Genomic DNA, 26,237 nt, shown 5'->3' with positions numbered 1-26,237 from the left:
GTTTATTCCGGCTCGGTTATTCATGCGGTTTTTCTGGCAGGGCGGCGCCCGAGCGCGTGATGTGAGAGCACCATGAACGGTGCGCCCGGTTCGGTTTCGACAAAAAGCGTCAACGCATCCACCAGCACCGGCTGTTGCAGCACCTCCGCGAACAGGCTGTCGATTGCTGCGCGAAGACGTGGGCTTTCCTGTGGCCCCGCCCGGCCGGACAGCGTCATGTGGAAGCGGAAGGTCTCGAAGACATAGGGATAGCCCCACTGGCACAGATTGCGGAATTCGGCGGGCTTCAGCGAGTCCGGGCTGCGCCGTTCGATCTCCGCCTCGGTCAACGGCGCACGAAACCGGTCGAAACCGAGCACCACGTCATCGGCAAAGCGGTTGAGCGGAGGCAGCGGTCCTTCCGGCACCAGCGCAAAGAAGCTGTCGATCTGGCTGACGACAAGGCGCGGGATCGTCACCACCGGCGTTGCCTCGGCAAAATGGTCGAGTGCCGTGCGCAGCGAGGTCTCCGTCTCGTTGGCAGCCAGCCGGAAGGGGGCTTTCAGCGTCGCGTGAAAACCGTAGCGCCGCGCCGAAGCGGTGTGGAAGGCAACTTCCGCCGCCGACAGATCGGCCACCGTCTCCACCGGCCTTGTCGCGCCACCGAACGGGTCGCGCCCCAGCCAATTGGCGGCGATCCGCGCCAGCGGCTCGTCCTGCCGGGGAGTGAAATAGATGGCGTAGCGCATGAGAAGAAGTCCTCGTCAAAGCGCGCCGCGTTTGAAGAAATGCTGCGACGCGCTTTAAGTCTTGGTTTTTCGCATGTCGTAATCCCAAAACCGCTGCTCACTTTTGGGCGACATGCACTGGCCCCGCTGCCATAGGCGATTTCCATGACGGATTGACGAAGCTTTGAAGGGTTTTCGAAGGCAAATCGACCCGGTGGGTCCTTAGCCGACGATTTTCCCGAGCTGGACCAACAGCTTCACCCGAAACGTATGACCGGTCAGGCTTTCATCAACCATTCGTGCTCGGGCGCGTTGTGGAATTTCCACGTCCGCTTCGGCCCGGCCATCACGTTGAGATAGTAGAGGTCATAGCCATGGCAGGCGGCGCAGGGATGATAGCCCTTGGGCACCAGAACGACATCGCCATCCTCGATCGCCAAGGCTTCATCCAGCGCGCGATGCCCGTTCTTATCGGCGTCGGTGTAGACGCGCTGGAAGGCAAAGCCCTGCGGCGGGTTGAGCCGATGATAATAGGTCTCCTCGAGATAGGATTCGGCCGGCAGATTGTCCTGGTCATGCTTGTGCGGCGGGTAGCTCGACGTGTGGCCGCCGGGCGTGATGACCTCGACCACCAGCAATGAATCGGCCGGCTTGCCCTCCGGCAGGATATTGGTGACATAGCGGGTGTTGGTGCCCTTGCCGCGCACCTCCTGGCCGAGATCCTCCGGTCTGATCACACGCACCGGCAGGCCGCCGCCGAGGCCCGGTGCCGAGCAGACCGCGAGTTCCAGCTCGGTGTCTGCCTTGACCGACCAGTCGGAACCCTCGGGTACATAGACCGACCACGGTTTGCCGTCGAAGGGCGACATGCGCTCGCCGAGCAGCCCGAGGTCCCTGCCGCCGGCCGTCGCTTTGCCCTTGCCGGTGACGAACACCAGGCAGACCTCGCGATCGTCCGTTTTTCCCGACGCGCTCTCGCCGGGATTCAGCCGATGCAGGTCGAAACCGACATAGGTCCAGCCTGCGATCTGCGGCGTCACATGGGCGACGCGGCCATGGCCCTTGTTGGCCTTCACCAGCAGCTTCGACATCCGGTTCACTCCTTCGGTTCGGGCTCGGCCGCTGCCTTGCTCTCGTCGGCCGGCTTGTAGAGATAGAAGAACTGCCACACGCCGTAGCCGGCGAAGCCGAGTGCGATCATGCCCCAGAAAGGCGTGCCGGTGGCGAATTCGATGATCGACCAGATGACGCAGACCGCGACGACGGCGACGCGCCGCCACAAAGGCCGGAAAAACGGGTGCTCGGAATCTTTCATCCGGCCAACCTACAGCAACCCGGCTTCGCCGAGAACCAGCGCGTCAGGTATTGGCAAAGCCGCAGGCATTGGGGAAGCCTTAGGCATTTGGAAAGCCCTGTGTCTCGACCGTATAGCCGGCCGCCGTCATCACCCGCATTAATTCCTTGTGGCCGACCTCAGCCATCTTGAGCGGCGGGTTCTTCTTCGGATCCTGCTCGGCCTCGACCACGAACCAGCCCTCGTAACCATGGTCGGCAAACCGCTGCACGATGGCGCCGAAATCCAGCGAGCCGTCACCCGGCACCGTGAAGGCCCCGAGCGCGACGGCGTCGAGGAAGGATTGCTTGGTGCGGTCGAGCTTGTCGATCACGCCCATGCGCACGTCCTTCACATGCACATGGCTGATCCGCTTGTGATGATTGTCGATGGCGCGCAGGACATCGCCGCCGGCAAAGGCCAGGTGCCCCGCATCGAGCAGCAGCGGAATGCCGGCTCCGGAATAGTTCATGAAGGCATCGAGTTCCGGCTCGGTCTCGACCACCGCCGCCATGTGGTGGTGGTAGGACAGCGGCATGCCTTCTTCGGCGCACCATTCACCGAACTCGGTGAGGCGTTTCGCATAGGCCTTCATCTCGTCGTTCGAGAGCTTCGGCTTGGTGGCGAGCGGCTTCGAGCGGTCGCCCTGGATCGAACGGCCGACCTCGCCATAGACGATGCAAGGCGCGTTCACCGCCTTGAACAGATCGATCATCGGCTGGATGCGATCCTTGTTCTTGCCGATGTCCTCATCGACCAGTGTGCCCGAGAACCAGCCGCCGCACAGCGTCACGTCGGCCGCCTTCAGGATCGGCAGCATGACATCGGGATCATTGGGAAACCGCCGGCCCATCTCCATGCCGGTGAAACCGGCCGAGCGCGACTGGCGCAAACACTCTTCCAGCGACACATCATCGCTGAGTTCCGCAAGATCGTCGTTCCACCACGCAATGGGGGACATGCCCAGTTTGGCTTTCAAGTCGTCACTCCAGTTTTCAGTTCGTGCCCACCCTCCCCGCGAGGAGAAAGGTGGGATTTGCCGGCGTTGGCATCAATCGCCAATGGTCTGCATCTGCCGTTTTTCGTCATAGGCCTTGCGCGCCGCGTTCACCTGGGCACGCGCCGACACCTCCGGCACCGCAACATCCCACCAATGGCCGCCGGCATCGGTCGAAACCAGCGGATCGGTGTCGATGACCAGCACGGTGGTGCGGTTGTTCTTCCCTGCCTTTTCCAGGGCGTTTTCCAGCCCGGCGATCGACGGCACTTTCTCGGCGATCGCCCCCATGCTGGCCGCATGCGCGGCGAAGTCGATATCGGGCAGGATTTCGTGGCGTGAGTCCTTCAGGAGATTGTTGAAGTTGGCGCCGCCGGTCGCCATCTGCAGCCGGTTGATGCAGCCATAACCGCGGTTGTCGAGCAGCACGATGGTCAGCTTGAGACCGAGCATCACCGAGGTGGCGATTTCGGAATTCAGCATCAGATAGGAGCCGTCGCCGATCATGACGACGATCTCCTCGTCCGGCTTCGCCATCTTTGTGCCAAGGCCGCCGGCAATCTCGTAGCCCATGGTCGAGAAGCCGTATTCGGCATGGTAGGAGCCGGGCGCGCCCGCTTGCCATAGCTTGTGCAGTTCGCCGGGCAGGCCGCCGGCGGCATGCAGCAGGGTTACGCCAGAGCCCATCGCGCGCTGCACGGCGCCGATGACCTGCGCGTCGGAAGGATAGGTGGCGTTGGTCGACGCCGTCACCTTGGCCGCCTCAGCCTGCCAGGCCTTCTTGCCGGCGGCGGCATTGTCGGTCCAGCTTGCCGGCGCTTTCCAGCCCCTCAGCGCCGCGCCGAGTTCGGCCAGCCCCTCGGCCGCATCAGCGACAAGCGGCAGCGCCCGGTGCTTGCCGGCATCGAAGGGCTGCACGTTCAAGCCGATGATGGTCTTGCCGGAATTCTTGAACAGCGCCCACGAGCCGGTGGTGAAATCCTGCAACCGCGTGCCGATGGCCAGCACGACATCGGCCTCCTCCGCCAGCCGGTTGGCGGCCGAGGTGCCGGTGACGCCAACCGCCGCCATGTTGAGCGGATGATCGTCCGGCAGGGAGGATTTGCCGCCTTGCGTCTCGCAGACCGGGATGCCGGCGCCCTGCACGAATTTCGCCAGCTCATCCGAGGCCTGCGAATAAAGCACGCCCCCGCCGGCGATCACCAGCGGCTTCTTCGCCCCCTTGAGTGCTGCCACCGCTGCGGCTAGCTCATGGCGGTCCGGCCGCGGGCGGCGCTGGTGCCAGACCCGCTCGGCAAAGAAGCTCTCGGGATAGTCATAGGCCTCGGCCTGCACGTCCTGGCACAGCGACAGGGTCACCGGGCCGCAATCGGCCGGATCGGTCAGCACCTGCATGGCACGGCTGAGCGCCGGGATGATCTGTTCCGGCCGCGTGATGCGGTCGAAATACCGCGACACCGGACGGAAGCAGTCATTGACCGTCGCCGTGCCGTCGGAGAAATCCTCGGCCTGCTGCAGCACCGGATCGGGAATGCGGTTGGCGAAGACATCGCCGGGCAGAAACAGCACCGGCAGCCGGTTGACGTGGGCGAGTGCAGCAGCCGTCACCATGTTGAGCGCGCCGGGGCCGATCGACGAGGTCGCCGCCATGAAGCGGCGGCGGAAATTGGCCTTGGCAAAGGCGATCGCCGCATGCGCCATCGCCTGTTCATTGTGGGCGCGGAAGGTCGGCAGTTCGTCGCGCACCTGATAGAGCGCTTCGCCGATGCCGGCGACGTTGCCATGGCCGAAGATCGCCCAGACACCGCCGAAGATCGGGACTTTGTTGCCGTCGATCTCGGTCATCTGTCTGCTGAGAAGGCGGGTCAGCGCCTGCGCCATTGTCAGGCGGATTGTCTTGCTCATGGTGGTTTCCTCCCCAGTCCTTGGGTCCGCTTGTCCTATGCCGCGCCTTCTTATGCTGCTTTGCGGCCGCGCGCGGCAAGCCACGCTTCGGTCAACTGTTCGAAGCGCGAGGCCATGTCGGCGATCGCCTCGTCATCCGACATCTTGCCGGCCAGCCATTGTTCGGCCGCGTGGACGAAGATGGTGCGGCCGACGGCAAATCCCTTGACGATGGGCGCCTTGGCGGTGGCGGCGAAAGCCGCCTCCAGTTCGTCCTGCGGCGCTTCCAGGCCAAGCAGCACGACGCCCCGGCACCACGGATCGTGCTTGAGGATCACCGCTTCGATCTTTGCCCACGCCGCCGCCGAAGCCTGCGGTTCGAGCTTCCACCAGTCGGGTTTGATGCCGAGCGCATAGAGTTCCTCCAGCGCGCGCGGGATCGTCTTGTCGTCGAGCTTGCCGTGCTTGCCGGCGATGATCTCGACCAGCAATTCCCTGCCGACCTTGCGTGCGGCCTCGAACAGCGCGCGCAGTTTCTGCTGCTGCTCTTCCTTCAAGGCAGCCGGATCGTCGGGGTGATAAAAGCACAGGCACTTGATGCAGTGGTCGACCGGCCATTCGACGAGTTGCGAGCCGATGTCCTGCGAGAACTCGAAACGCAGCGGTCGCGATCCCGGCAATTCGACTGGCCGCCCGAGCCAGGCGAAGGGATGGCGGGCGAATTCGAACATCGCCTCGCGGCCATGCTTCTCGTCGATCAGCATGCCGTAGCCGTCACGGCCGGCAGCGACCTTCGCCGCCGCCTTGACCGCCAGCACCTTGAAATCGCGGATGCGTGCGGGATCGGTACCGACCTTTGCCGCCACATCCTCGAGCTGGATGCGATGGTCGCAGGCGAGCGCCATCAGCGAGGGAACGTCGCGGCGGCGGGTGGTCGCCCAATGGATGTGATTGATCGCCTCGTCCTTGCGCAAGGCAAGATGCTTGCTGCCGTTCTTGAGGAAGAACTGCAGCTCCTCGAAGGTCGGATATTCCGGCGCGCAGAGCAGCCGCGACACGGCGAAGGCGCCGCAGGCATTGGCCCAGGTCGCCGCCGTCGCATGGTCTTCTCCGCCCAGCCAGCCGCGCAGGAAGCCGGACATGAAAGCGTCGCCGGCGCCGAGCACATTATAGATCTCGATCGGAAAGCCCTTGCCGACGACACCGTCCTCCAGATCGTCGCTGATCGGCCCGTCATAGACGATGCAGCCCATGGCGCCTCGCTTCAGAACGATGGTCGCCGAGGACAGCGAGCGGATCGTCTTCAAGGCGCTCAGGCAATCATCGGCACCCGACGCGATCATGATCTCTTCTTCTGTGCCGACGATCAGGTCGCAATCGGGCAGCACTGTCTTCAGCTGGGCCGAGACCCGGTCTGATTTCACGTAACGTTCGAACCCTTCGGCATGGCCGGCCAGACCCCAGAGGTTCGGCCGATAGTCGATGTCGAACACCACCTTGCCGCCCTTGGCCTTGATGATGCGGATTGCCTTGCGCTGCGCGGCATCGCTGTTGGGGCGGGAAAAATGCGTGCCGGTGACGACGATGGATCGCGCCGAGGCGATGAAGGCCTCGTCGATGTCTTCCGGCGCCAGCGCCATGTCGGCGCAGTCGCTGCGGTAGAAGATCATCGGCGACACGCCTTCGTCCTCGACCGACAGCAGCACCAATGCGGTCAGCCGTTCCTTGTCGGTTTTCAGCCCGTCGACGCAGACGCCTTCGCGCGCCAGCTGTTCGCGGATGAAGCGGCCCATCTGCTCGTCGCCGACGCGGGTGAGCAGCGCCGAGCGCAGGCCGAGCCGCGCCGTGCCGACCGAAATGTTGGCCGGGCAGCCACCGACCGACTTGGCGAACGAGGTGATGTCCTCCAGCCGCGAGCCGATCTGCTGGCCATAAAGGTCGACGGAAGCGCGACCGATGGTGATGACGTCGAGCGGCGCCTGTCTCGCGTCCATGGCTTCGCTCATTGGAACCTCCCGTCAGTCTTGTTGTCTTGAGCAACGTATTTTGGGGTACACGCGCGAGCGGCAGCGTGGCGCCAGGAATATGAAATAATAATTCCAATCCATAGTCAATATGGAATGAGCATTCCCTGGCCTAAATTGTCTTTGAGGTGCCTGCTAGGCCTTGCGCCTGCGGCCCGTGCTGCGCCGTTTTTCGCCGACGCCGACGGTCAGCGCCATGGCCAGCGCCATCGTCGCCGACAGCGAGCGGAAGCCGGCGAAATCCGCCTCGGCCACCTCGAACCAGATGCTGGCGAACTGGGCAAGCGGCGAAAACGAGCTGTCGGTGATGGCGACGATCGGCACGCCCTGTTCCGAAATGCTGCGCGCCTCGTCGATGGTGGCCGGCGCGTAAGGCGAGAAGCTGATCGCGATGACGGCATCCGCCGGCGTGGCGAATGCGATCATCTCGGCGTTCAGCCCGGCGGCCGATTCGATCAGTTGATTGCGGATCTTCAGCTTGCCCAGCGCATAGGCGATGTAGGACGCCACCGGATAGGAGCGGCGCTTGGCCAAAACGTAAATGGTTTCCGCCTTCGCCAGCAGGGAAATCGCGTCTTCCAGATGCGCGTCGTCAAGCGTGCGCGAAATGTCGTTGAGCGAGGTGCTGGCGGCGGCGACGAAGCCGTCGAAGATCGCTCGGTGACCGGCGGCGCCCTCGGCCTTGGCACGCAGCGCCTGCAGGCGTTCATCATAGGAGGAATTGCGCTCGCGCAGCCGCTCGCGAAACACCTGCTGCAGGCTGGTGAAACCGTCGAAGCCGAGCTGCTGGGCAAAGCGGATCAACGTCGACGGCTGCACGCCGGCCGAAGCGGCGATGCTGGCGGCGGTGCCGAAGGCGATGTCGTCGGGATTGTCGAGCGCATAGGCGGCGATCTGGGCGATGCGCTTGGGCAGGCTTTCGCGCCGGTCCAGGATGGTGGCGCGCAGCGTCTCGAAGTCGCGAGGTACCCGTTCGTCCATCGTCGCTCTGTCCAGGCTCATCTATGGGTACCCTCTCTGCCCCATCATAGCGAGCCTGCGCAAGAACGCCATAAAAAATGAGGCAGACATTCCATTCCAAGAGAAAATGGACTAATTCATCCATCCAACGCTTCAGGCAGTGGAGAAATGGAAAATGGTCGGCGTCGGTCTCATCGGCACGGGTTTCATGGGCAAGTGTCACGCCATCGCATGGAGTGCCGTCGGCGCCGTCTTTCCCGACGTGCCCAAGCCCCGGCTCATCCATCTCGGCGAGGTCAATGAGGACCTCGCCAGGCGCAAGGCCGGCGAGTTCGGCTTCGCCAAGGCGTCCGGCGACTGGCGCGCCGTCGTCAACGACCCGGATGTCGATATCGTCTCGCTGACCACGCCCAACCAGTTCCATCCGGAGATGGCCATCGCCATCCTCGAGGCCGGCAAGCATCTGTGGTGCGAAAAGCCTATGGCGCCGAGCTTCGCCGAGGCCGAAGCCATGGCGGCGGCGGCGAAGAAGTCGGGCAAGGTCGCCGCCCTCGGCTACAACTACGTCCAGAGCCCGGCCATCCGCCACATCGGCGCGCTGCTCGACGAGAAGGTCATCGGCGAGGTCAACCATCTGCGCATCGAGATGGATGAGGACTTCATGGCCGACCCGGAGGCGCTGTTCTTCTGGAAGCACGAAGCGGCTTCCGGTTATGGCGCGCTCGACGATTTCGCCGTGCATCCGCTGTCGCTGGTCTCCGCCTTGTTCGGCCGCGTCGCCAGCGTCATCTGCGACATGGCCAAGCCCTATGCCGACCGCAAGCTCGCCGCCGGCGGCCGCCGCGCGGTCGAGACCTATGACATCGCCAGCGTGCTGATGCATCTGGAAAACGGCATTGCCGGCACGCTGCTGGTCAACCGCTCGGCCTGGGGCCGCAAGGGCCGCATCGCCATCCAGATCTTCGGCTCGAAGGGATCGATCCTGTTCGACCAGGAGCGGATGAACGAATTCCAGCTCTACCTCACTGCCGATCGCCCGACCGAACAGGGTTATCGCACCATTCTGGTGGCGCCGCACCACAAGCCCTACGACGCCTTCCTGCCGGCGCCCGGCCATGGCCTCGGCTTCAACGATCTCAAGATCATCGAGTGCCACGAACTCTTGACGCGGCTGGCCGGCAAGCCGGCGCGGATCATCGAGTTCGCCGAAGGGCTGGAAATCGAGCGCACCGTGCACGCGATGGCGCGCTCGTTCGAGGAAAAGCGCTGGGTCGATGTGAGATAGTCCGCGTCGTGATGGATCGCCTCAGCCGCTGGCAGCCTGGGCGGCGTTCGTCTCCCATCCGTTCACCCAGACCTGCCGCAGACGATCGCCTTCGCCCTTGAACCGTAGCCCCGTCGCCTGGCAATCCTCGATCCGGTCGCTGCGGAAATTGCGGATCGCCTGACGCAACTCGCACCAGGCGACTATGTTGGCGGTTTCGGCGTAATAGATCAGCGCAATCGGGCGGATGAGGCGCTCGGAGGCGCGGCCGAGCTCGTCGCGATAGGACAGGTCGAGCTTCTCCTCGTCGCGGATGGCGCGGCGCACCAGCGCCAGATCGACCGCACCGACCGAGGGCGCGGCGAATCCCCACGCATGCAACGCATTGGCGTCGAATGTCTGGCGCAAGGGCGGCGGCACCGCGCCGGCGATCTTGGCGCTGACACGCTTGGCCGCCTGCTTAAGCTCGCTGTCACCCGTGCGCTCCAGCAGTGCCAGCGACAGAACGATCGCCTCCATCTCCTCGATCGAAAACATCAGCGGCGGCAGGTCGAAGCCGGGGCGCAGGATGTAGCCGATGCCGCGCCCGCCCTCGATCGGCACGCGCATCGCCTGAAGTGCTGCAATATCGCGATAGACGGAGCGCACCGTCACTTCCAGCTTTTCAGCCATCATGGCAGCCGTCACCGGCTGCCTCGCCAGCCGCACGATCTGAATGATCTCGAACAGCCGTGACGCCTTGCGCATTTCCTCACCCGCTCCGATCACAACTGACACTACATCGTCAGTAGGACTGACCTATACGACTGCCTATCGAATTGAAAATCAACACATTCCTCAGCGGCTTCGCCGGGCGAGGCGACAGGCAACTGACATGGACTATGCGGATAATCTCTGGCTGTTCTTCCTCCTGCTGTTCGGCATCATCATCGTGCCCGGCATGGACATGCTTTTTGTGCTTGCCAATGCGCTGACCGGCGGCGGCAATAGAGGCCTTGCCGCGACCGGCGGCATCATGCTGGGCGGCATGGTGCACACGCTGAACGGCGCTGTCGGCGTCGGCCTGCTGATGCATTTCGTGCCGATCCTCTACAATCCGTTGCTGATTGCCGGCGCCGGCTACATGGCCTTCATCGGCCTGACGCTGATGCGCAGTTCGATCAAGGTCGGCCACGAGGGGCCTGCCGGCAGCCGCTCCGCATGGAAGGCGTTTCGCCAGGGGCTGGTGATCTGCCTGATCAATCCCAAGGCCTACCTCTTCGTCTTTGCGGTCTATCCGCAATTTCTCAAACCCGCCTATGGTCCGATCTGGATACAGGCGGCCGTCATGGGATTCATGACGGTGGCCGTGCAGTTTGCCGTCTATGGCGGGCTTGCCGTCACCGCCGGGCGCAGCCGCAATCTCCTGGTCGCCAATCCCCGGGCGACCGCATTTGCCGGCCGGGCGGCCGGACTGCTCCTGGTTGCGGTGTCGGTACTGACCGCCTGGCAAGGTTTGAAGGCGGCGTGAATTCCCGGCCTCGACCTGGAAACGCCGCCGCCTTATCCCGGCCTGTCAGGCCGCCCCCTGGCGGCTGTCGATCATGGCGCGGCGTGCCGAGCGCCGCCACTCGACCGCGCCGGCAAGGCCGTGCAGCACAGTTTCGGTGGTCGCCCAGTCGATACAGCCGTCGGTGATGCTCTGGCCGTAGACGAGCGGCTTGCCGGGCACCACGTCCTGCCGACCGGCGACGAGATTGCTCTCGATCATGACGCCGATGATGCGCTCGTCACCCGCCGTGACCTGGCCCGCGACATCGGCCGCCACCTTGGGCTGGTTCTCGGGCCTCTTTGAGCTGTTGGCGTGGCTGACATCGATCATCAGCCGAGGTGCGACGCCGATGCGGGCGAGTTCGACCGAGGCCGCCTCGACGCTCGCCGCGTCATAGTTGGGCTGAACGCCGCCACGCAGGATGACGTGGCAGTCTTCATTGCCGGTGGTCGTCGCGATGCCGCTGCGTCCGCCCTTGGTCACCGCCATGAAATGGTGCGGCTGGGCGGCCGATTTCACCGCCTCCGCGGCGATCCGCAGATTGCCGTCGGTGCCGTTCTTGAAGCCGACCGGGCAGGACAGGCCCGATGCCAGCTCGCGGTGGATCTGGCTCTCGGTCGTGCGCGCGCCGATGGCGCCCCAGGCGACGAGGTCGGCAATGTATTGCGGCGTGGTCATGTCGAGGAATTCGGTCGCCGCCGGCAGGCCGAGATTGTTGACGGCGGAGAGCACGTTGCGCGCCATCCGCAGCCCCTTGTCGATGTTGAAGCTGCCGTCGAGGTCGGGATCGTTGATCAGGCCCTTCCAGCCGACCGTCGTGCGCGGCTTCTCGAAATAGACCCGCATCACGATCTCAAGCCGGTCGGACAGGGTCTCGCGCAGCGCCGCCAGACGGCTGGCATAATCGACGGCCGCGACCGGATCGTGGATCGAACAGGGACCGACGATGACGAGCAGTCGATCGTCGGTCCCGTTCAAGATGGCGTGGGTTGCATTGCGTGACGCGGCAACGGTGCGCGTCGCCGTCAGCGTGCGCGGGATCTCCCGCATCACCTGGTCCGGCGTACTCAGTTCCCTGATTTCCTTGACCCGAAGGTCATCTGTGGTGGTCAACACGGCTTTCTGCTCCTGATTGGGAGACCTGCCGGCTGAAACAAAAAAGCCGCCAGGTCTGGCGGCTGTTCGGATCTTGTTGCTGCAATCTTCAGATCGAGCGCAATCCTCCCGCCGCCAGCGAGCTCCTAAAGTACCAATACGTGGCGGTCAGGTTGATCATGAGGCTCATATAGTCGAAGCGGAGGCGCTTGTCACGTCCCCCCTCAATTTGAAATGTGCTCGTGGCCCTGCGGAAACCAGATGCCGCGTCGAAACCAGTTGGCTCCGCCCATATTGGGCACGACGTGATTTTGTTCGAGATCGTTCATGTCCTTGATGATCTCGATGCTGACAATTTTCTCGGCGGACCCGAAGGCAAGCACGAAGAGTTGCAGCGCATCGGCCTCCGACCGGGCGGTGATGCCGACACCGAGATGGCCGCTTAGCGTGATCCAATATGGATGCATCGAACCGAGATTCTACTCACCGATCACCCCGGAAATGTTCTGGTCGTAGTCGACCAGCGACCCGGTCATGACGCCGGCTTGCGGGCTGATCATATAGCTGATCAGCCGGGCGAGTTGCGCCGGCTTGACCAGTTGCCCCATCGGCTGCGCGGCCTCGGCCTTCTCCAGCCAGTCGTCCGGCGCGTCGTGCCATTTCTTCTGCACGATCGCCTCGCCCTCAGTGTCCATCCAGCCGGGCAGCACGGCGTTGCAGCGGATGCGGTTCTTTCGATAGGAGCTGGCGACATTCTTGGTCAGCGTCATCAGCGCGCCTTTGCTGGTCGAATAGGGCGTCAGGAAGGACTGGCCGGCATGCGCCGACATCGACAGCACGTTGACGATCGAACCCGGCGCCTTGCGCTCCAAGAGGTGGGCGACCAGCCCCTGCATGAGGAAGAAGGGTCCACGCACATTGGTGTCGAAGATCTGGTCGAAAAGCTCTTCGCTCGTCTCGACCAGCGAACCGCGTGCCGACGTCGCTGCGGCATTGACCAGGGCGTTGATGGTGCCGAAATGCGAGATTGCGGTCGCGACGGCGCGCTTGCAGTCGGCGACCTTCGAGACGTCGGCGCTGATGAAGATCGCGTCGACGCCCGATTTCTTGAAATGGGCGACGGCCTTGTCGCCCTTCTCCTGCGAGCGGCCGATCAGCGCCAAAGCCTGGCAGCCCTCGTCGGCCAGTGCCTCGGCGACGGCAAAGCCGATACCTTGCGCGCCGCCAGTGACGATGGCGCGCGTTTCACGATTGCGAGCGGCTGATGTGCTCATCGCTGGGCTCCTGTACCTGGTGATCTTACTTTGCCGTGTCGAGACGGACGGTCTCGCCCGATGTGGCCGATTTCAGCGCCGCATCGGCGAGCTTCAGCGCCACGAGCCCGTCGGCGCCGCTTGGCGCCGCCTTCTTGCCTGAGGTCGCCGCTGCGATGAAGGCAGCGATCTCATTGGCATAGGCGTCGAGGTAGCGGGTCATGAAGAAGTCGTGCAGCGGCGGGCGCGTATAGCCCTTCTCGTTGGCCAGTTCGATCGACACCGGACGCTGGTTCTCGGCCGCGATCATGCCTTTCGAGCCATGCACCTCGATGCGCTGGTCATAGCCATAGGTGGCGCGGCGCGAATTGGAGATGACGGCCTGCTTGCCGGAAGCGGTCTCCAGGATGACGCTGACGCTGTCGAAATCGCCGGCGGCGCCGATCTTCTTGTCGACCAGCACCGAGGCGTGCGCGCTGACCGCCACCGGCTCCTCGCCGAGCAGGAAGCGCGCCATGTCGAAATCATGGATGGTCATGTCGCGGAAAATGCCGCCCGAGCGCTTGATGTAGTCGATCGGCGGCGCACCTGGATCGCGCGAGGTGATGGTCACCATCTCGACGGTGCCGATGGCGCCGTCCTCGATCGCCTTGCGCACGGCGGCGAAATGCGGGTCGAAGCGCCTGTTGAAGCCGACCATCAGCGTTGCCTTAGCCTTCTCGACCACGGCCAGGCACTTCTCGACGCGTTTGACGTCGAGGTCGATCGGCTTCTCGCAGAAGATCGCCTTGCCGGCCTTGGCGAAACGCTCGATCAGGTCGGCATGGGTGTCGGTCGGCGTGCAGATGACGACGGCGTCGATGTCCTTGGATTTTTCGATGGCGTCGATGCTGCGCACCTCGGCGCCATAGGCGGTCGCCAGCTCGGTCGCCGCTTTCTCGAATGCGTCGGCAACGGCAACCAGTTTGGCCTGCGGGTTGGAGCCGACGGCGCGGGCGTGGACCTTGCCGATGCGGCCGGCACCGAGGAGGGCGAAGCGGAGTACCATGGAATGTCCTTTGAGGATGGTTCGAAGCAAGGCGCCGGTCATGGGCGCGGGTGATGTTCCGGTCAAGACGACATCGACAGGAAGGCGGTGACCACCGCCCCCTTGCCCGGCCCTAGGCCGCGAGTTCCGCCTCTCCGGTCTTGGCGCCGGTGATGTAGGAGACGATATCGTTTCCGTCGGTGTCCTGCTTGCGCAGGTTGGCGACGATGCGGCCGCGGCGGAAGACGACGATGCGGTCGCAAAGGTCGAACACCTGACGCATGTTGTGGCTGATCAGGATCAGCGGCTCGCCATTGTCCTTCAGCGTGCGGATGATGTTTTCGACCTGCGCGGTCTCCTGCACGCCGAGGGCTGCCGTCGGCTCATCCATGATGATCAGCTTGGAGGCGAAGGTCGCGGTTCGGGCGATCGCCACGCACTGGCGCTGGCCACCCGACATGTGGCGGATCGTATTGGACAGATTGGGGATTTTCACCGCGGTGCGGACCAGTGCGGCCTCGGTCGCCTTGCGCATGTATTTGCGGTCCAGGATCGAGAACGGTCCGAGATTGAACAGCACCTTTTCGCGGCCGAGGAACAGGTTCGACGGCACGTCGAGATCGTCGGCCAGCGCCAGGTTCTGGAACACCGTCTCGATGCCCGCCTCGCGCGCCGCGATCGGTCCGGTGAAGTTCACTTCCTTGCCGTCGAACCAGATCTTGCCGTCGGTGCGTTGCTCGACGGCCGTGATCTGGCGCACGAAAGTCGACTTGCCGGCGCCGTTGTCGCCCATTATGGCGACATGCTCCCCTTTGCGCAGTTCGAAGTTAGCGCCTTCCAGCGCATGCACGCCGCCATAGCGCTTGGTCAGGTTTTCGGTCTTCAGGACGATGTCTGCCATGATCAAGCCCTCATTGCCCTAAGGCGTTGACGCCACTGGTCGAGAACGACTGCGCCGACGATGATCACGCCCTTGACCATCTCCTGGTAGTAGGCGTCGAGGCGCAGGAAGGTGAAGCCGGAGATGATGACGCCGAAGATCAGCGAGCCGATCACCGTGCCGACGATCGAGCCACGGCCGCCCGACAAGGAGACGCCGCCGATGACCGCCATGGCGATCGCGTCGAGTTCGTACATCACGCCCATGCCCGACTGCGCGGTGAGGTTCTTGGAACTCAGCACCACGGCTGCGAGCGCGGCGAGCACGCCGGCGATGACGTAGACGAGGATCTTGTGGTTGGCGATCTTGATGCCGGACATGCGCGCGGCGTCCTCGTTGGAGCCGATCGCGTAACAGTGCTTTCCGTATCGCGTGTAGGTCATGATCAGCTGGAACAGCACCGCCAGCGACAGGAAGATGATGACCGGCATCAGCCCTTTGCCGATTGCCGCGAAGCTGTCGGTAGGAAACGAGATCGGCTGTCCCTTGGACCACCATTTGGCGATGCCGCGCGCCGTCACCATCATGCCGAGCGTGGCGATGAACGGCGGAATGCGCGTGTAGGCAATCAAGGCGCCGTTGACCAGGCCGGCGAACAGCCCGCAGCTGATCGCGACCAGCAGCGGCACGATGACGGGCAGGTCGGTCCAGCCTTGCGCGAGGAACATAGCCTTGGGGTTGGGGTTGCCATTGACGGTCGCCACCTGGGCAAAACTCATGGCGATCATCGCTGTCGCGCCGACGATCGAACCCGAGGACAGGTCGATGCCGCCGGTGATGATCACTTGCGTCACGCCGATGGCGATGATGCCGACGATCGACACCTGCAGGATGATGATCTGCAGGCGTGCCTCGTTGAAGATCCCGCTGACGTCGCTGCGGGTGTTGAACAGGAAGCTGTCGCCGAGAAAGATCCGGCCGATCAGTTCGAAGACGACGACGAGGATGACAAGCGCCAGGAAAACGTTGATTTCGGCAGGCCACGTGCGCTTCTTCGCGTCGTAGCCGACCCCGCCGACGCCATGAGATGTCTGTGCCAAATCTTCTATCCTCCGTCAGCCGCGGTCGCCCCTCGCTGCCTTGCCGGCGCTGAGGGAAGGGGAGCGGCGCTGAAGCGCCGCTCCTTATGCCCGTTGCTCAGTTCTTCTTCAGGAACTTGTCGATGTTCGCCGGCGTCACCAGTTGGAAAGGGACGTAGACCTTGTGTTCGACCTTCTCGCCCTTGGACAGTTTCAATGCCGCGTCCAGTGCGCCCGCGCCCTGGCCGGCCGCGTCCTGGAACACGGTTGCGTCAAGGTCGCCGGCCTGCATCGCGGCCAGCGCGTCCTGGGTGGCGTCGACGCCGCCGACCACGACCGCCTTCATGTCGATGTTGGCGGCCTTCATCGCCTGGATGGCGCCGATGGCGCTTTCGTCATTGTTGGCGATGACGCCATCGAACGGCTTGCCGGTCGACAACCAGTTGGTCATCAGGTTCTGGGCCTCGTCGCGGTTCCAGTTCGACGTCTGCTTGTCGATGATCTTGATGAAGCTGCAATCCGGCGTGGCGATCACCTCTTCAATATCCTTGGTGCGCTGCACGGCGGCCTGGTTGGACAGCTCGCCCATGATCACATAGACATTGGCTTCCTTCTTGCCGGCTTCCTTGAACAGGCGGCAGACTTCCTTGGTCTCGAGCGTGCCGGAATCGGCCTCGTTCGAAGCGACGAAGGCCTGGTTTTCCGGCAGCTTGTCGACATTGACCGGTTCGCGGTTGACGTAGACCAGCGGGATCTTGGCGGCAGCTGCGGCGTCCGACATTGCCTGCGTGGCCGAGGTGTCGACCGGATTGACGATGATCGCGTCGACGCCGGAGGCGGCGAAGTTCTTGATCTGGTCAAGCTGCTTGGCGACGTCGTTCTGCGCGTCCTCGACCTGCAACTCCACACCGCTCATGCCCTTGGCCTGCTCGATCATGCCGTTGCGCAGCACGGTCAGGAAGTTGTCGTCGAACTTGGCCATCGATACGCCGACCTTGGCGGCCATGGCGGATGAACTCATCAGCGCCGCGAAAGCGACGCCCAAAATCAGTTTCTTCATTGTGTTTCTCCTCCACATATTGGTGTCCGGTTGCACCGATCTATCCGGAATCCCCGATCTCCCCGGGGAATCTCTCCCGATGTCATTTCAGTCCCGGGTGACGTTTCCCGTTTGCTGGAACGTCAAACCCTCTGTTTGAAACAGATGTTCCGGAACGAAAGAACCAAAATATATAGCTGGTGAAATATTTATTCCATTTTGCCTCTAGGCGTCAAGGGAGATTTCAAAACCGGATGCGCGATTTTCGGATGACAAGCACCGATCACTTCGTCATCCGGGGACACCGCGACGTCGCTTCACTCCCGCTCGGCCCTGGGATGACGAAGTCTAGGTTTCTCAGCCAATCTTGAAGGTCGACAGCGCTAGATATTTTCCGGCAGATAGATATCGAACGGCAGGAAGGTCTGGCCCGGTGCATTCGCCGCACCCATTTCGATGGCATGTGCCATCAGGTCGACCAGCTCGCGGCAAAGTGCGGCCAGCGGCGTCGAGATCACCATCGTCAGGACACCGTCCGCTAGGGCGGAGCGCGATATGGCTGTGATCTCGTTGCAGATGACCGCGGGCATTTCGGCGGGCTTTGCTTGCCTGAGCGCAGCGACCGCGCCTTCCATGCCGCCGCCGGCGACATAGCAGCCGACGAGATCGGGGTGCTGGCCGAGGAGGTCGAGCAGCGTGTCCTGCGTGATCTGGTTGGCTTCCAAGTTGACCAACGTCTCAAGCAAGGTGAATTCCGGCGCCTGCTCGCGAAAGAAGGAGCGAAAGCCGATCTCGCGCAACTCATGGCCATGGAAGCGATGGCTGCCGACGAACAGCGCGACCTTGCCCGGCCGTTTGGCGGCCTTCGAAATCATCCAGGCGGCGGTGCGGCCGACCTTGCGGTTGTCGAGGCCTACATAGCCTTCGCGAATGCCCGCGGCGAAGTCGGACAGCAGGGAAAACACCGGCAACCCTTTCGCCTTCATCTCCTCGACCGCAACCGTCAGCGTCGGGTGATCCGGCCCGACCAAGGCGACGGCCCTGCATTTGGCCGCCAGCCTGCGCGCGCGTTCGACGATTTCATCGGGGGCCAGAGAGTCCGCGAAGTCGATGATGGCGACACCACGGAAACGCGGCGATCGCGACACGGCCAGTTCAAGCTCGCGGGCGAACTCGCTGTAGAAGACATAATTGCCCTTGAGCAGCAGGAAGCCCAGCCGGTATTCCGGCAATTCATGGCGCATCCGCTGCTTGATCAGGCCGGCAGCGTGATAGCCGATCTCGGTTGCCGCCTCGTAGACGCGGCGTGCCGTGTCCTCGCGCACCGGCAGGCGGCTGTTGAGCACACGGTCCACCGTGGCAACGCTGACACCGGAGATGCGCGCCAGATCGGTGATGGTCGGCCGTTTTGCCATGCTTGCCTCATCGGATTGCCCAGCCCGTCTTACATCATTCTGATAGGAAATGATAGAAACTATCTTTGTGATGTTGAGTCTATCATGCGTTGGCGTTATTTTCAGCATCGAAGCCAATGGATATCGGGCATTCGCCTGGCGAATGTCTTGCCCTGGGAGGCAATCATGTCCACAACGCCGTCCCGGCGTGAATACAGCCTGATCGGCCGCGACGCCAAGCTCGCCGTCGAGACCGGCCTGTCGGCGGCCGAGTGGTATCACACCGACATCCCGCGCAAGCAGATGAAGGAGCTGATGCAACGCTCCGACGGACCGGCGATCCGCGATACCATCATCTGGCTCGCCGCCCTGATCCTCAGCGGCGCCGGCGCCGCCTTGTTCTGGGGCACGTGGTGGTGCGTGCCGTTCTTCTTCATCTACGGCGTGCTCTACGGCTCATCCACCGATTCACGCTGGCATGAATGCGGCCACGGCACTGCCTTCCGCACGCAGTGGATGAATGATGTGATCTATCAGATCGCCTGCTTCATGATCATGCGCAATCCGGTGACCTGGCGCTGGAGCCACACGCGCCACCACACCGACACCATCATCGTCGGCCGCGACCCGGAAATCTCGGTCATGCGGCCACCGGACCTGGTTCGCGTCGTCCTTGCCTTTGTCGGTGTGCTCGATGCCTGGCATGCGATGAGCGACATGCTGCGCAACGCGGCCGGCAACATCAGCGCCGCCGAAAAGACCTTCATTCCCGAGCAGGAGCAGCCAAGGGCGATCCGCTTCGCCCGCATCTGGACGGCGATCTATGCCGCCACCATTGCACTGGCGCTCTATACCGGTTCGCTCCTGCCCCTGATGCTGGTCGGCCTGCCCAGGCTCTACGGCGCCTGGCATCACGTCATGGTCGGGCTGCTGCAGCATGGCGGCCTGGCCGACAACGTCACCGACCACCGCCTCAACAGCCGCACCGTCTACATGAACCCGATCAGCCGATTCATCTACTGGAACATGAACTACCATGTCGAGCATCACATGTTTCCGATGGTGCCGTACCACGCGCTGCCGAAGCTGCATCAGCTGATAAAGCACGATCTGCCGGCGCCGACACGATCGATCCTGGCCGGCTATCGCGAGATGATCCCGGCCTTCCTGCGCCAATTGCGCAACGAAGACTATTTCCTCAAGCGCGAGCTGCCGCCCACCGCCAGGCCATATCGCGAGGAATTCCACAACGATGCCGTCGCGGCGGCGGAGTGATCGTGCGGCTATCCGATTTCCACGGGAGGATTGAATGAGCGATTGGGTCGAGGCCTGTGCCGCCGGTGACATCGATGAAGAGGATGTGATGCGCTTCGATCATGGCGGCCGCACCTTCGCCATCTATCGCAGCCCGGACGATGACTATTTCGCCACCGACGGTCTATGCACCCACGAAAAGGTGCATCTCGCCGATGGCCTGGTGATGGACGACATCATCGAATGCCCCAAGCACAATGGCCGCTTCAACTACAAGACGGGGGACGCCCGCGGCGCGCCGGTCTGCGTCAACCTCAGGACCTATCCGGTCAAGGTCGACGCCGGCAAAGTCCTCATCCAGGTCGGATGACCGCTATGACGCGAGGGATGGTCATCATCGGAGCCGGCGAATGCGGCGGCCGGGCGGCACTGGCGTTGCGCGATCTCGGCTATGACGGGCCGGTGACACTGGTCGGCGACGAACCGCATCTGCCCTACGAACGCCCGCCTCTGTCCAAGGAGGCGATGGTCAGCGAGGCGCCCGAAATCAAGGCGATTGCCAGTGATGAGTTGCTGGCTGAAAAATCGATCCGACATATCCATTCCGTCCAGGCCGTGGCGATCGACCGTGCGGCGCATATGGTGCGTCTGTCGGACGGTTCGGCCCTGCCCTACGAAAAGCTGCTGCTGGCCACTGGTTCGACCCCGCGCAAGCTGCCGATGCCGGGATTGGGTTCGCGCTGCGTCTATCTCCGCACCTTCGCCGATGCGCTGGCCATTCGCGCCCATCTCAGCGCCGGCAAGCGTATCGCCATTGTCGGCGGCGGCTTCATCGGCCTCGAACTCGCCGCCGCGGCCCGCAAGCTGGGCGCTTCGGTCACCGTCATCGAGGCGCAGCCGCGCATCCTGATGCGTGGGGTGCCGGCCGAGATCGCCGAAATCATCCATGCTGCGCATGTTGCCGAGGGTGTGAGCATCTTGTGTGGAGACGGCATCGCGTCCGTCGACGACGACGGCAAAGAGGTTCGCGTGACGCTTGCCGGCGGACGGGAGATATCAGCCGATCTCGCCGTTATCGGCATCGGCGCCGTGCCGGTGACCGGGCTGGCGGCCGAAGCGGGGCTGACCATCGACAACGGCATCGCAGTCGATGCCGAGCTGCGCAGCAGCGATCCCGACATCTTCGCCGCCGGCGATTGCTGCTCGTTTCCACTCGCCGTCTATGGCGGCCGCCGCGTGCGGCTGGAAGCCTGGCGCAACGCCCAGGAACAGGGTGCGCTGGCCGCCAGGAACATGTTGGGCGCCGGCGAGGCGCATGCCACGATGCCGTGGTTCTGGTCGGATCAGTATGGCTTGTCCCTGCAGATCGCCGGGCTTTCCGACGAAGGCCGCAGCGTCGTGCGCCGCGATCTCGGCGACGGCGCCTTTATCCTCTTCCATCTGGACGAAGACGGCAGGCTGGTGGCGGCCAGCGGCATCGGTCCCGGAAATGCGGTCGCCCGCGACATCAGGCTCGCCGAAATGCTGATCAGCAAGAGGGCGATGCCGGCGCCGGAAGCACTTGGCTCGCAGGCCATCAAGCTGAAGTCGTTGCTGGCGGCGTAGAGAAAGCTTAGGTGCAGGACGTCGGTTCCGGCTCAAAAGCCTGAAACGGCACCTTAGAAAAGCGCCTTCAGCTCCGCCAGCTTGTCGTTGACCAGCCAGCCGTAATAATTCTCCTCGGGCAGCTTTTCAGGCTCGCCGGCGGCGCGGCGCCTGTCGTTCTCCGCCTTCAGCGCTTCGGCGCGCTGCTCCGGATTGCCGACATTGTAGAGCGTGGCGGTGAGCCCCGGATTTCCCGAAATGTCGAAGCCGGCAATGTTCTTGTAGGCGTCGATCGATTTCCGGATCGTCGCCGCGACGTAAGGCAGCGTCAGGTCCGGATCCATTATGGTCTTGTAGACCGAGTTGGGATCGGCGACGTCGAGCTTCGGCAAGCCCGAAACCTTGTGCACGAGATCGCTCATCTGCAAGGCCGTCAGCGGGTTGAGTTGGCCGAGGCCGAAGGTCTGGCCGGCGTAGTAGGGCTGGAAGAAGGTGGCGCCGAAACGGTCGTCCGGGAAGCTCTCGCCACCGACGCTTTTGCCGCGAAACGAATGGTTCCACACCTGCTCGCGGCATTCCCACAGATCATAGCTGTCTAAAACCCCGGCGCACTTCTTGAATTCCGGCCGCTGCACGAAATCGGTGATGTCCTCGCCGTCATAGGCGAAGGTCAGCTTGCTGGAGAGATAGGAAATCGCCTTGACGTAGTAGGTCTGCAGCCGGTCGTAGGCGTCGACATTGTAGGTGTGCTCGCCGACGATGGCGCCGACGATGTGCAGGGGATTAATGCCGTAGGCCGCGGCGGCCTTCTTGATCTTGCCGCGCAGGTCGGCGTCGTTCTGCAGCAAGGCGTAGACCTTGCGGTACTTCGCCTGGAAGGTGGTGTTGGTGGCCTGCGTGCGCCGGCTCGAAGCGCCGGGAATATCGGGCTGCTCGGCGTTGCGGTTTCCCGGCGGCACCAGTGTCGCCGCATCGGCGGCGAACAGCGTCGCCGCCAGCGTCAAGCCGAGAATGACCAGGATCAGTTTTTTCATGCGCCGCCGCCTGCAGATATTGCCGCGCAAACTAGGTAGTGCTCTTGGTCGAGTCGAGAGCGCCCCATCCGCCGGCAAGACGAAAGGTGACCAGATGGTGCCATCTGGTCACACATGATTCTGTTTGCCGGACTGTGTTGCGTCACTTTGAAGAAGCCGGCGCCGGAGTGACCCGGCGCCGTCCTTTAAAGGATGAATCGCGACAAATCTGTGTTTCTGGAGAGGTCGCCGACATGCTTTTCCACATAGGCGGCGTCGATGGTGACCGCAGTGCCGTTGCGGTCGGGCGCGTCATAGGAGATCTCGTCCAGCACCCGTTCCATCACCGTCTGCAGCCGCCTTGCGCCGATATTCTCGACGCTGGCATTGAGGTCGACGGCGATGCCGGCCAGCGAATCGATGGCGTCATCGGTGAAGGTCAGGTCGACGCCCTCGGTCTTCATCAGCGCGATATACTGCTTGATCAGGCTGGCTTCGGTCTCGGTCAGGATGCGGACGAAATCGTCCTTCTCCAGCGCCCGCAGTTCGACGCGGATCGGCAAACGGCCCTGCAATTCCGGCAACAGGTCCGACGGCTTCGAGACATGGAATGCCCCGGAGGCGATGAACAGGATGTGGTCGGTCTTCAACGGTCCATATTTGGTCGCCACCGTGGTGCCTTCGATCAGCGGCAGCAGGTCGCGCTGCACCCCTTCACGGGAAACGCCGGCACCCATGCCGCCTTCACGCGACGCGATCTTGTCGATCTCGTCGAGGAAGACGATGCCGTCATTCTCCGTCGCATCCAGCGCCCGGCGCACCACCTCCTCCTGGTCGAGCAACTTGTCGGACTCGTCGCCGACCAGCAGCGCGTAGGACTCCTTGACCGTCGTCTTGCGCGTCTTGGTCTTCTTGCCGCCCATCGCCTTCGACAGCATGTCGTTGATGTTCAACACGCCGATATTGGCGCCCGGCATGCCGGGAATCTCGAAGCCGGGCATGCCGCCACTGCCGGTGTCGGCCACTTCGATCTCGATCTCCTTGTCGTCGAGTTCGCCGTCGCGCAGCTTCTTGCGGAAGCTATCGCGGGTCGCCGGGCTCGCGGTCTTGCCGACCAGCGCCTCCAGCACGCGTTCCTCGGCGTTGATGTGGGCGCGTGCCTTGACGTCCTCGCGCATCTTCTCGCGCACCAGGCCGATGGCGATCTCGACCAGGTCGCGGATGATCTGCTCGACATCACGGCCGACATAGCCGACTTCGGTGAACTTGGTTGCCTCGACCTTGACGAAAGGCGCCCCGGCAAGGCGCGCAAGGCGGCGTGAAATCTCGGTCTTGCCGACGCCCGTCGGCCCGATCATCAGGATGTTCTTCGGCATCACCTCTTCGCGCATCTGGCCTTCCAGCTGCTGGCGGCGCCAGCGGTTGCGCAGGGCGATGGCCACGGCGCGCTTGGCGTCCTTCTGGCCGATGATGAAGCGGTCGAGTTCCGAAACGATTTCGCGGGGGGAGAATGTGCTCATATCACTAAATTCCACTTTGCCACTGCTTGATGGCCTCGAACGGATGCAGCAGCATGATCACGTTGAGTGTTAGATTGTCCCGGATGAGATAGCCGGTACCGAGTTCGAAGATGATGGCGAGGCTGACGATCACCCATATAGGTAGCCTTCGCGCCATCACAAATCCCAGCACCATGGCCAGTGTGTCGGACACCGAATTGATGATGCTGTCGCCGTAATAGTTGAGCGAGATCGTGCCGGCGCGGTAGCGCTCGATGATGAACGGGCTGTTTTCCAGCAACTCCCAGCCGCCTTCGATGAGAACCGCGAATGCCAGCCTCAAGCCGATCGGCGAACGCGGAAACAGGAACCGTGCCAGCGCATAGAACAGGAAGCCGTGGATGATGTGCGAGAACGTGTACCAGTCCGAAATGTGCTGGGAGTTCTCGGAACTGTTCACCACGCCGTGCCAGAGCTTGACGTAACCGCAGGTGCAGATCGGCGGATGACCCATGCCGTAAAGGGCCCCGGCCTGGAAGATGAGCAGGGCCAGCACTAGCAGCAGCCCCATTCGCCAGCTGTCTTCATAGGCCGAGTAGCTGTTGTCGTCGCCCGATGCGTTCATGCCCTATTGCCTCTCTTCCACGTCACCCGTCTCGACCATCACAAAGCCCGTCACGCCTTCAGCGGCGGTAGCCGGCGGATCACGGCCGCAGGCAAGGTGGGTTTGACGACAATCCGCCGGATACGCTGCCAGCCAGCCCCGAACAGAATAATCAGCGCGCCGACAACGACCAGGATCAATGCAAAAGGCGGGACGCCCGTCGAATCGGAGGCGGAATTCACCAGATAATAGATGCCCAGCGAGCCGAAGTAAGCCAACGTAGGAACCAGAAGCGAACGGCGGTCTATGGCGAGCGCGACATAGAGGAAGCCAAGGATCAGGATCGTCAGCATAATGGTTGCATTGGCGTCCGGTGCGATATGTCCGAATAGGACGTTCTGGCCGGTTGCCATGATAAAAAGCGGATGCACCAGCATGGGCGCCGAGACGACATGCAGCCAAAAAGCGCAATCGGACCAGATCTTGCGTCGATCCCTATCGTAAATGTCAAAAGCCACACCGGTTGCGAACACGATCAGGCCGCAGATCAGCGGCAAGTGCCGCGCGGAGCAATTCGGGAACATCCTCAAGGCGCGGCGGTGCGATCGCGCCCGTTGTCACACTGTCATACAGGATTATCGCCGTTTGCAGGAAGGCAAGCAGTGTGAAGGCGATGGCGATAGCCCCGGCAATGATGGGGACACGAAAGCGCCAGAAATAGATCGCCGCCGCGATTATTCCTCCGCCCAGGAACAGATAACCGGCCCGGGACGCCGTCTGGCGCAACGCCAATAGCTGCCAGATAGTCTCCGGCTTGCGTATGCCGAAGCTGACCTCCACTTGTAGCGCCAGAGCGACCAGAGTGGCGGCCATGAAAATCAGGGCAAGGACGGACGACGATAATTTCATCCGGTGCTGACGCGTGACAATTTCGGCGAGCCCCCAGGCGAAAACCGCGAGGATGCCAGCGATCCAGGATGTCTGGCCTGGAAGCAAGGTGGTGAGGACAAAGAAGAAGCCGGCGCTGAGCAGGACGGTTCCCACGGTGACGAACAGATCGTTGCCGCCGCCGACCAGCCGCAGGTTTTCCTCGTCACCATCGTCATCGGCGCGCCTGCCCTCGGGGGTGAGAGCGACCGCGCGTTCCATGACCTCCAGCTGATCCCGCGTGATTTGCGAGATCAGACCTGCTGCGACTGCCTTGTCGAGTGTTTCAGCGCTGATCAACCGGCCTCCTGTGGTGCTTCGCGCGCCATCATCAGGGCTGGCCCGTATTCCGTTGTCCGGGTGTCAAAGGCGGCAAAGCCGGCTTTCTCATAAGCGCGGATCGCTGGTGCATTGTTCGGATGCGGGTCGATGATGACGCGCGGCACGCCTTCCTCGAACAGCTGGTCGACGAATTGCCGCACGATCGCCGAGCCGTGGCCGAGGCCGATCAGCTCCGGCCGGCCGATCGACAGGTCGATGCCGAGCGTGCCGAACGGCTGGTCGGCATAGGGGTGGTCGTCTTCCAGATGCGGATCGTAGCTCTGCAGGTAGGCGATCGGCTTGCCGTCGAGTTCGACGATCAGCGGCTCGACGGAAATGCTGTCGATATGGTCGCGAATCTCGGCGATTTCCGTCTCGGGGTCGTCCCACCACTTGGCGACATGCGGTTCGGCGAGCCAGCCGGCGATCATCGGCAGGTCTCTTTCCGTCACCGGCCGAAAATCGTAGAGCGAGCCCGATTCATCCTGATGAGATCGGGATGAGGCTCTATCTTCTTGTTTGGCCAAGATCTTCTCCGAAAACCGGTTTCCACTTTTCGGGATCACGG

General features: G+C 63.0%; 27 protein-coding genes. 5 read left to right on the top strand and 22 right to left on the bottom strand.

The annotated features are described in order from the left end of the window. Positions 1 to 20 precede the first annotated feature (20 nt). From AC0ZT5_RS19225 to AC0ZT5_RS19195, 7 genes are all read right to left on the bottom strand, one after another. Positions 21 to 728: a DUF1045 domain-containing protein gene (locus AC0ZT5_RS19225; protein ID WP_488497699.1), complete on the bottom strand. Its 708-nt coding sequence runs from the start codon at positions 726 to 728 to the stop codon at positions 21 to 23. 257 nt (positions 729 to 985) lie between these two features. After that, positions 986 to 1,798: a 5-deoxy-glucuronate isomerase gene (gene iolB / locus AC0ZT5_RS19220; protein ID WP_488497698.1), complete on the bottom strand. Its 813-nt coding sequence runs from the start codon at positions 1,796 to 1,798 to the stop codon at positions 986 to 988. A gap of 5 nt (positions 1,799 to 1,803) precedes the next feature. Beyond that, on the bottom strand, positions 1,804 to 2,022 hold the full coding sequence (locus AC0ZT5_RS19215; protein WP_488497697.1) for a DUF3329 domain-containing protein: 219 nt from the start codon (positions 2,020 to 2,022) through the stop codon (positions 1,804 to 1,806). 79 nt (positions 2,023 to 2,101) lie between these two features. Continuing rightward, complete coding sequence (gene iolE / locus AC0ZT5_RS19210; RefSeq protein WP_488497696.1) at positions 2,102 to 3,019, bottom strand: myo-inosose-2 dehydratase; 918 nt, start codon at positions 3,017 to 3,019, stop codon at positions 2,102 to 2,104. A gap of 72 nt (positions 3,020 to 3,091) precedes the next feature. Next, positions 3,092 to 4,942 carry a 3D-(3,5/4)-trihydroxycyclohexane-1,2-dione acylhydrolase (decyclizing) gene (gene iolD / locus AC0ZT5_RS19205; protein WP_488497695.1) on the bottom strand — a complete coding sequence of 617 codons (1,851 nt, stop codon included), beginning with the start codon at positions 4,940 to 4,942 and terminating at the stop codon, positions 3,092 to 3,094. A 50-nt stretch (positions 4,943 to 4,992) separates the two neighbouring features. Further along, positions 4,993 to 6,927, bottom strand: a complete 1,935-nt coding sequence (locus AC0ZT5_RS19200) for a bifunctional 5-dehydro-2-deoxygluconokinase/5-dehydro-2-deoxyphosphogluconate aldolase (protein WP_488497694.1) — start codon at positions 6,925 to 6,927, stop codon at positions 4,993 to 4,995. Positions 6,928 to 7,080: 153 nt separating this feature from the next. Then, positions 7,081 to 7,926, bottom strand: coding sequence for a MurR/RpiR family transcriptional regulator (locus AC0ZT5_RS19195; RefSeq protein ID WP_488497804.1), 846 nt, complete (start codon positions 7,924 to 7,926; stop codon positions 7,081 to 7,083). A gap of 154 nt (positions 7,927 to 8,080) precedes the next feature. On the opposite strand from AC0ZT5_RS19195, the gene AC0ZT5_RS19190 reads away from it, so the two are divergent. Next, on the top strand, positions 8,081 to 9,190 hold the full coding sequence (locus tag AC0ZT5_RS19190; RefSeq protein ID WP_488497693.1) for a Gfo/Idh/MocA family protein: 1,110 nt from the start codon (positions 8,081 to 8,083) through the stop codon (positions 9,188 to 9,190). Between the two features lie 21 nt (positions 9,191 to 9,211). Here the strand turns inward: AC0ZT5_RS19190 and AC0ZT5_RS19185 are convergent, their stop codons facing one another. Beyond that, complete coding sequence (locus AC0ZT5_RS19185; protein ID WP_488497692.1) at positions 9,212 to 9,916, bottom strand: helix-turn-helix transcriptional regulator; 705 nt, start codon at positions 9,914 to 9,916, stop codon at positions 9,212 to 9,214. 127 nt (positions 9,917 to 10,043) lie between these two features. Between AC0ZT5_RS19185 and AC0ZT5_RS19180 the strand changes: the two genes are divergently transcribed. Beyond that, positions 10,044 to 10,679 (top strand): LysE family translocator, encoded by a 636-nt coding sequence (locus tag AC0ZT5_RS19180; protein ID WP_488497691.1) that lies wholly within the window; start codon positions 10,044 to 10,046, stop codon positions 10,677 to 10,679. A gap of 45 nt (positions 10,680 to 10,724) precedes the next feature. Here the strand turns inward: AC0ZT5_RS19180 and AC0ZT5_RS19175 are convergent, their stop codons facing one another. The 8 genes from AC0ZT5_RS19175 to AC0ZT5_RS19140 all read right to left on the bottom strand — a co-directional run bounded on the left by AC0ZT5_RS19175 (position 10,725) and on the right by AC0ZT5_RS19140 (position 18,488). Then, the gene (locus tag AC0ZT5_RS19175) at positions 10,725 to 11,816 is read right to left on the bottom strand and encodes a 3-deoxy-7-phosphoheptulonate synthase (RefSeq protein WP_488497690.1); all 1,092 of its coding nucleotides are present in this window, start codon (positions 11,814 to 11,816) and stop codon (positions 10,725 to 10,727) included. Between the two features lie 203 nt (positions 11,817 to 12,019). Next, entirely contained in the window at positions 12,020 to 12,262 is a 243-nt protein-coding gene (locus AC0ZT5_RS19170) for a hypothetical protein (protein WP_477281332.1), read from the bottom strand. Between the two features lie 12 nt (positions 12,263 to 12,274). Continuing rightward, positions 12,275 to 13,069: an SDR family oxidoreductase gene (locus AC0ZT5_RS19165; RefSeq protein WP_488497689.1), complete on the bottom strand. Its 795-nt coding sequence runs from the start codon at positions 13,067 to 13,069 to the stop codon at positions 12,275 to 12,277. Between the two features lie 25 nt (positions 13,070 to 13,094). After that, positions 13,095 to 14,096 (bottom strand): inositol 2-dehydrogenase, encoded by a 1,002-nt coding sequence (iolG, locus tag AC0ZT5_RS19160; protein ID WP_488497688.1) that lies wholly within the window; start codon positions 14,094 to 14,096, stop codon positions 13,095 to 13,097. 112 nt (positions 14,097 to 14,208) lie between these two features. Then, a complete protein-coding gene (locus AC0ZT5_RS19155; protein WP_095083257.1) occupies positions 14,209 to 14,976 on the bottom strand; it encodes an ATP-binding cassette domain-containing protein in 768 nt (255 codons plus the stop codon). A 2-nt stretch (positions 14,977 to 14,978) separates the two neighbouring features. Next, complete coding sequence (locus AC0ZT5_RS19150) at positions 14,979 to 16,055, bottom strand: ABC transporter permease (protein WP_488497687.1); 1,077 nt, start codon at positions 16,053 to 16,055, stop codon at positions 14,979 to 14,981. A gap of 97 nt (positions 16,056 to 16,152) precedes the next feature. Then, positions 16,153 to 17,094, bottom strand: a complete 942-nt coding sequence (locus AC0ZT5_RS19145; protein WP_184873061.1) for a sugar ABC transporter substrate-binding protein — start codon at positions 17,092 to 17,094, stop codon at positions 16,153 to 16,155. A 362-nt stretch (positions 17,095 to 17,456) separates the two neighbouring features. Then, positions 17,457 to 18,488, bottom strand: coding sequence for a LacI family DNA-binding transcriptional regulator (locus AC0ZT5_RS19140; RefSeq protein WP_488497686.1), 1,032 nt, complete (start codon positions 18,486 to 18,488; stop codon positions 17,457 to 17,459). A gap of 165 nt (positions 18,489 to 18,653) precedes the next feature. Here AC0ZT5_RS19140 and AC0ZT5_RS19135 point away from each other — a divergent pair, with 165 nt between their 5' ends. Genes AC0ZT5_RS19135 through AC0ZT5_RS19125 form a run of 3 tightly spaced genes read left to right on the top strand, consistent with a single transcriptional unit; the run spans position 18,654 to position 21,326 of the window. Beyond that, positions 18,654 to 19,742 carry a fatty acid desaturase family protein gene (locus tag AC0ZT5_RS19135; RefSeq protein ID WP_488497685.1) on the top strand — a complete coding sequence of 363 codons (1,089 nt, stop codon included), beginning with the start codon at positions 18,654 to 18,656 and terminating at the stop codon, positions 19,740 to 19,742. 34 nt (positions 19,743 to 19,776) lie between these two features. Next, entirely contained in the window at positions 19,777 to 20,091 is a 315-nt protein-coding gene (locus AC0ZT5_RS19130) for a MocE family 2Fe-2S type ferredoxin (RefSeq protein ID WP_477281349.1), read from the top strand. Beyond that, positions 20,088 to 21,326, top strand: a complete 1,239-nt coding sequence (locus AC0ZT5_RS19125; protein WP_488497684.1) for an NAD(P)/FAD-dependent oxidoreductase — start codon at positions 20,088 to 20,090, stop codon at positions 21,324 to 21,326. Before AC0ZT5_RS19130 ends, AC0ZT5_RS19125 begins: the two co-directional genes overlap by 4 nt. Before the next feature lie 53 nt (positions 21,327 to 21,379). On the opposite strand, the gene AC0ZT5_RS19120 is transcribed toward AC0ZT5_RS19125, so the two are convergent. From AC0ZT5_RS19120 to AC0ZT5_RS19095, 6 genes are all read right to left on the bottom strand, one after another. After that, positions 21,380 to 22,339, bottom strand: coding sequence for a DUF1402 family protein (locus AC0ZT5_RS19120; protein ID WP_488497683.1), 960 nt, complete (start codon positions 22,337 to 22,339; stop codon positions 21,380 to 21,382). A gap of 185 nt (positions 22,340 to 22,524) precedes the next feature. Then, entirely contained in the window at positions 22,525 to 23,838 is a 1,314-nt protein-coding gene (gene hslU, locus AC0ZT5_RS19115; protein WP_477281355.1) for an ATP-dependent protease ATPase subunit HslU, read from the bottom strand. 4 nt (positions 23,839 to 23,842) lie between these two features. Continuing rightward, the gene (locus tag AC0ZT5_RS19110) at positions 23,843 to 24,442 is read right to left on the bottom strand and encodes a DUF2585 domain-containing protein (protein WP_095083238.1); all 600 of its coding nucleotides are present in this window, start codon (positions 24,440 to 24,442) and stop codon (positions 23,843 to 23,845) included. Positions 24,443 to 24,492: 50 nt separating this feature from the next. Continuing rightward, complete coding sequence (locus AC0ZT5_RS19105; protein WP_488497682.1) at positions 24,493 to 24,978, bottom strand: hypothetical protein; 486 nt, start codon at positions 24,976 to 24,978, stop codon at positions 24,493 to 24,495. Further along, positions 24,929 to 25,648: a hypothetical protein gene (locus tag AC0ZT5_RS19100; RefSeq protein ID WP_488497681.1), complete on the bottom strand. Its 720-nt coding sequence runs from the start codon at positions 25,646 to 25,648 to the stop codon at positions 24,929 to 24,931. Before AC0ZT5_RS19100 ends, AC0ZT5_RS19105 begins: the two co-directional genes overlap by 50 nt. Next, on the bottom strand, positions 25,645 to 26,196 hold the full coding sequence (locus AC0ZT5_RS19095) for a GNAT family N-acetyltransferase (RefSeq protein ID WP_488497680.1): 552 nt from the start codon (positions 26,194 to 26,196) through the stop codon (positions 25,645 to 25,647). Before AC0ZT5_RS19095 ends, AC0ZT5_RS19100 begins: the two co-directional genes overlap by 4 nt. Positions 26,197 to 26,237 lie beyond the last annotated feature (41 nt).

The sequence above is a fragment of the Mesorhizobium sp. CNPSo 4670 genome, from assembly GCF_057784235.1.
This window is presented reverse-complemented; position numbering and strand designations above follow the sequence as displayed.

Bases quoted from the DNA above. Each gene is read 5' to 3' on its own strand.
- AC0ZT5_RS19165 (WP_488497689.1), bottom strand. From the start codon at position 13,069: ATGAGCACATCAGCCGCTCGCAATCGTGAAACGCGCGCCATCGTCACT.
- AC0ZT5_RS19135 (WP_488497685.1), top strand. From the start codon at position 18,654: ATGTCCACAACGCCGTCCCGGCGTGAATACAGCCTGATCGGCCGCGAC.
- AC0ZT5_RS19225 (WP_488497699.1), bottom strand. From the start codon at position 728: ATGCGCTACGCCATCTATTTCACTCCCCGGCAGGACGAGCCGCTGGCG.
- AC0ZT5_RS19110 (WP_095083238.1), bottom strand. From the start codon at position 24,442: ATGAACGCATCGGGCGACGACAACAGCTACTCGGCCTATGAAGACAGC.
- AC0ZT5_RS19215 (WP_488497697.1), bottom strand. From the start codon at position 2,022: ATGAAAGATTCCGAGCACCCGTTTTTCCGGCCTTTGTGGCGGCGCGTC.
- AC0ZT5_RS19120 (WP_488497683.1), bottom strand. From the start codon at position 22,339: ATGAAAAAACTGATCCTGGTCATTCTCGGCTTGACGCTGGCGGCGACG.
- AC0ZT5_RS19170 (WP_477281332.1), bottom strand. From the start codon at position 12,262: ATGCATCCATATTGGATCACGCTAAGCGGCCATCTCGGTGTCGGCATC.
- AC0ZT5_RS19180 (WP_488497691.1), top strand. From the start codon at position 10,044: ATGGACTATGCGGATAATCTCTGGCTGTTCTTCCTCCTGCTGTTCGGC.
- AC0ZT5_RS19185 (WP_488497692.1), bottom strand. From the start codon at position 9,916: ATGCGCAAGGCGTCACGGCTGTTCGAGATCATTCAGATCGTGCGGCTG.
- AC0ZT5_RS19195 (WP_488497804.1), bottom strand. From the start codon at position 7,926: ATGGACGAACGGGTACCTCGCGACTTCGAGACGCTGCGCGCCACCATC.
- iolB (WP_488497698.1), bottom strand. From the start codon at position 1,798: ATGTCGAAGCTGCTGGTGAAGGCCAACAAGGGCCATGGCCGCGTCGCC.
- AC0ZT5_RS19130 (WP_477281349.1), top strand. From the start codon at position 19,777: ATGAGCGATTGGGTCGAGGCCTGTGCCGCCGGTGACATCGATGAAGAG.
- AC0ZT5_RS19190 (WP_488497693.1), top strand. From the start codon at position 8,081: ATGGTCGGCGTCGGTCTCATCGGCACGGGTTTCATGGGCAAGTGTCAC.
- hslU (WP_477281355.1), bottom strand. From the start codon at position 23,838: ATGAGCACATTCTCCCCCCGCGAAATCGTTTCGGAACTCGACCGCTTC.
- iolG (WP_488497688.1), bottom strand. From the start codon at position 14,096: ATGGTACTCCGCTTCGCCCTCCTCGGTGCCGGCCGCATCGGCAAGGTC.
- AC0ZT5_RS19125 (WP_488497684.1), top strand. From the start codon at position 20,088: ATGACCGCTATGACGCGAGGGATGGTCATCATCGGAGCCGGCGAATGC.
- iolD (WP_488497695.1), bottom strand. From the start codon at position 4,942: ATGAGCAAGACAATCCGCCTGACAATGGCGCAGGCGCTGACCCGCCTT.
- AC0ZT5_RS19140 (WP_488497686.1), bottom strand. From the start codon at position 18,488: ATGGCAAAACGGCCGACCATCACCGATCTGGCGCGCATCTCCGGTGTC.
- AC0ZT5_RS19155 (WP_095083257.1), bottom strand. From the start codon at position 14,976: ATGGCAGACATCGTCCTGAAGACCGAAAACCTGACCAAGCGCTATGGC.
- AC0ZT5_RS19145 (WP_184873061.1), bottom strand. From the start codon at position 17,094: ATGAAGAAACTGATTTTGGGCGTCGCTTTCGCGGCGCTGATGAGTTCA.
- AC0ZT5_RS19200 (WP_488497694.1), bottom strand. From the start codon at position 6,927: ATGAGCGAAGCCATGGACGCGAGACAGGCGCCGCTCGACGTCATCACC.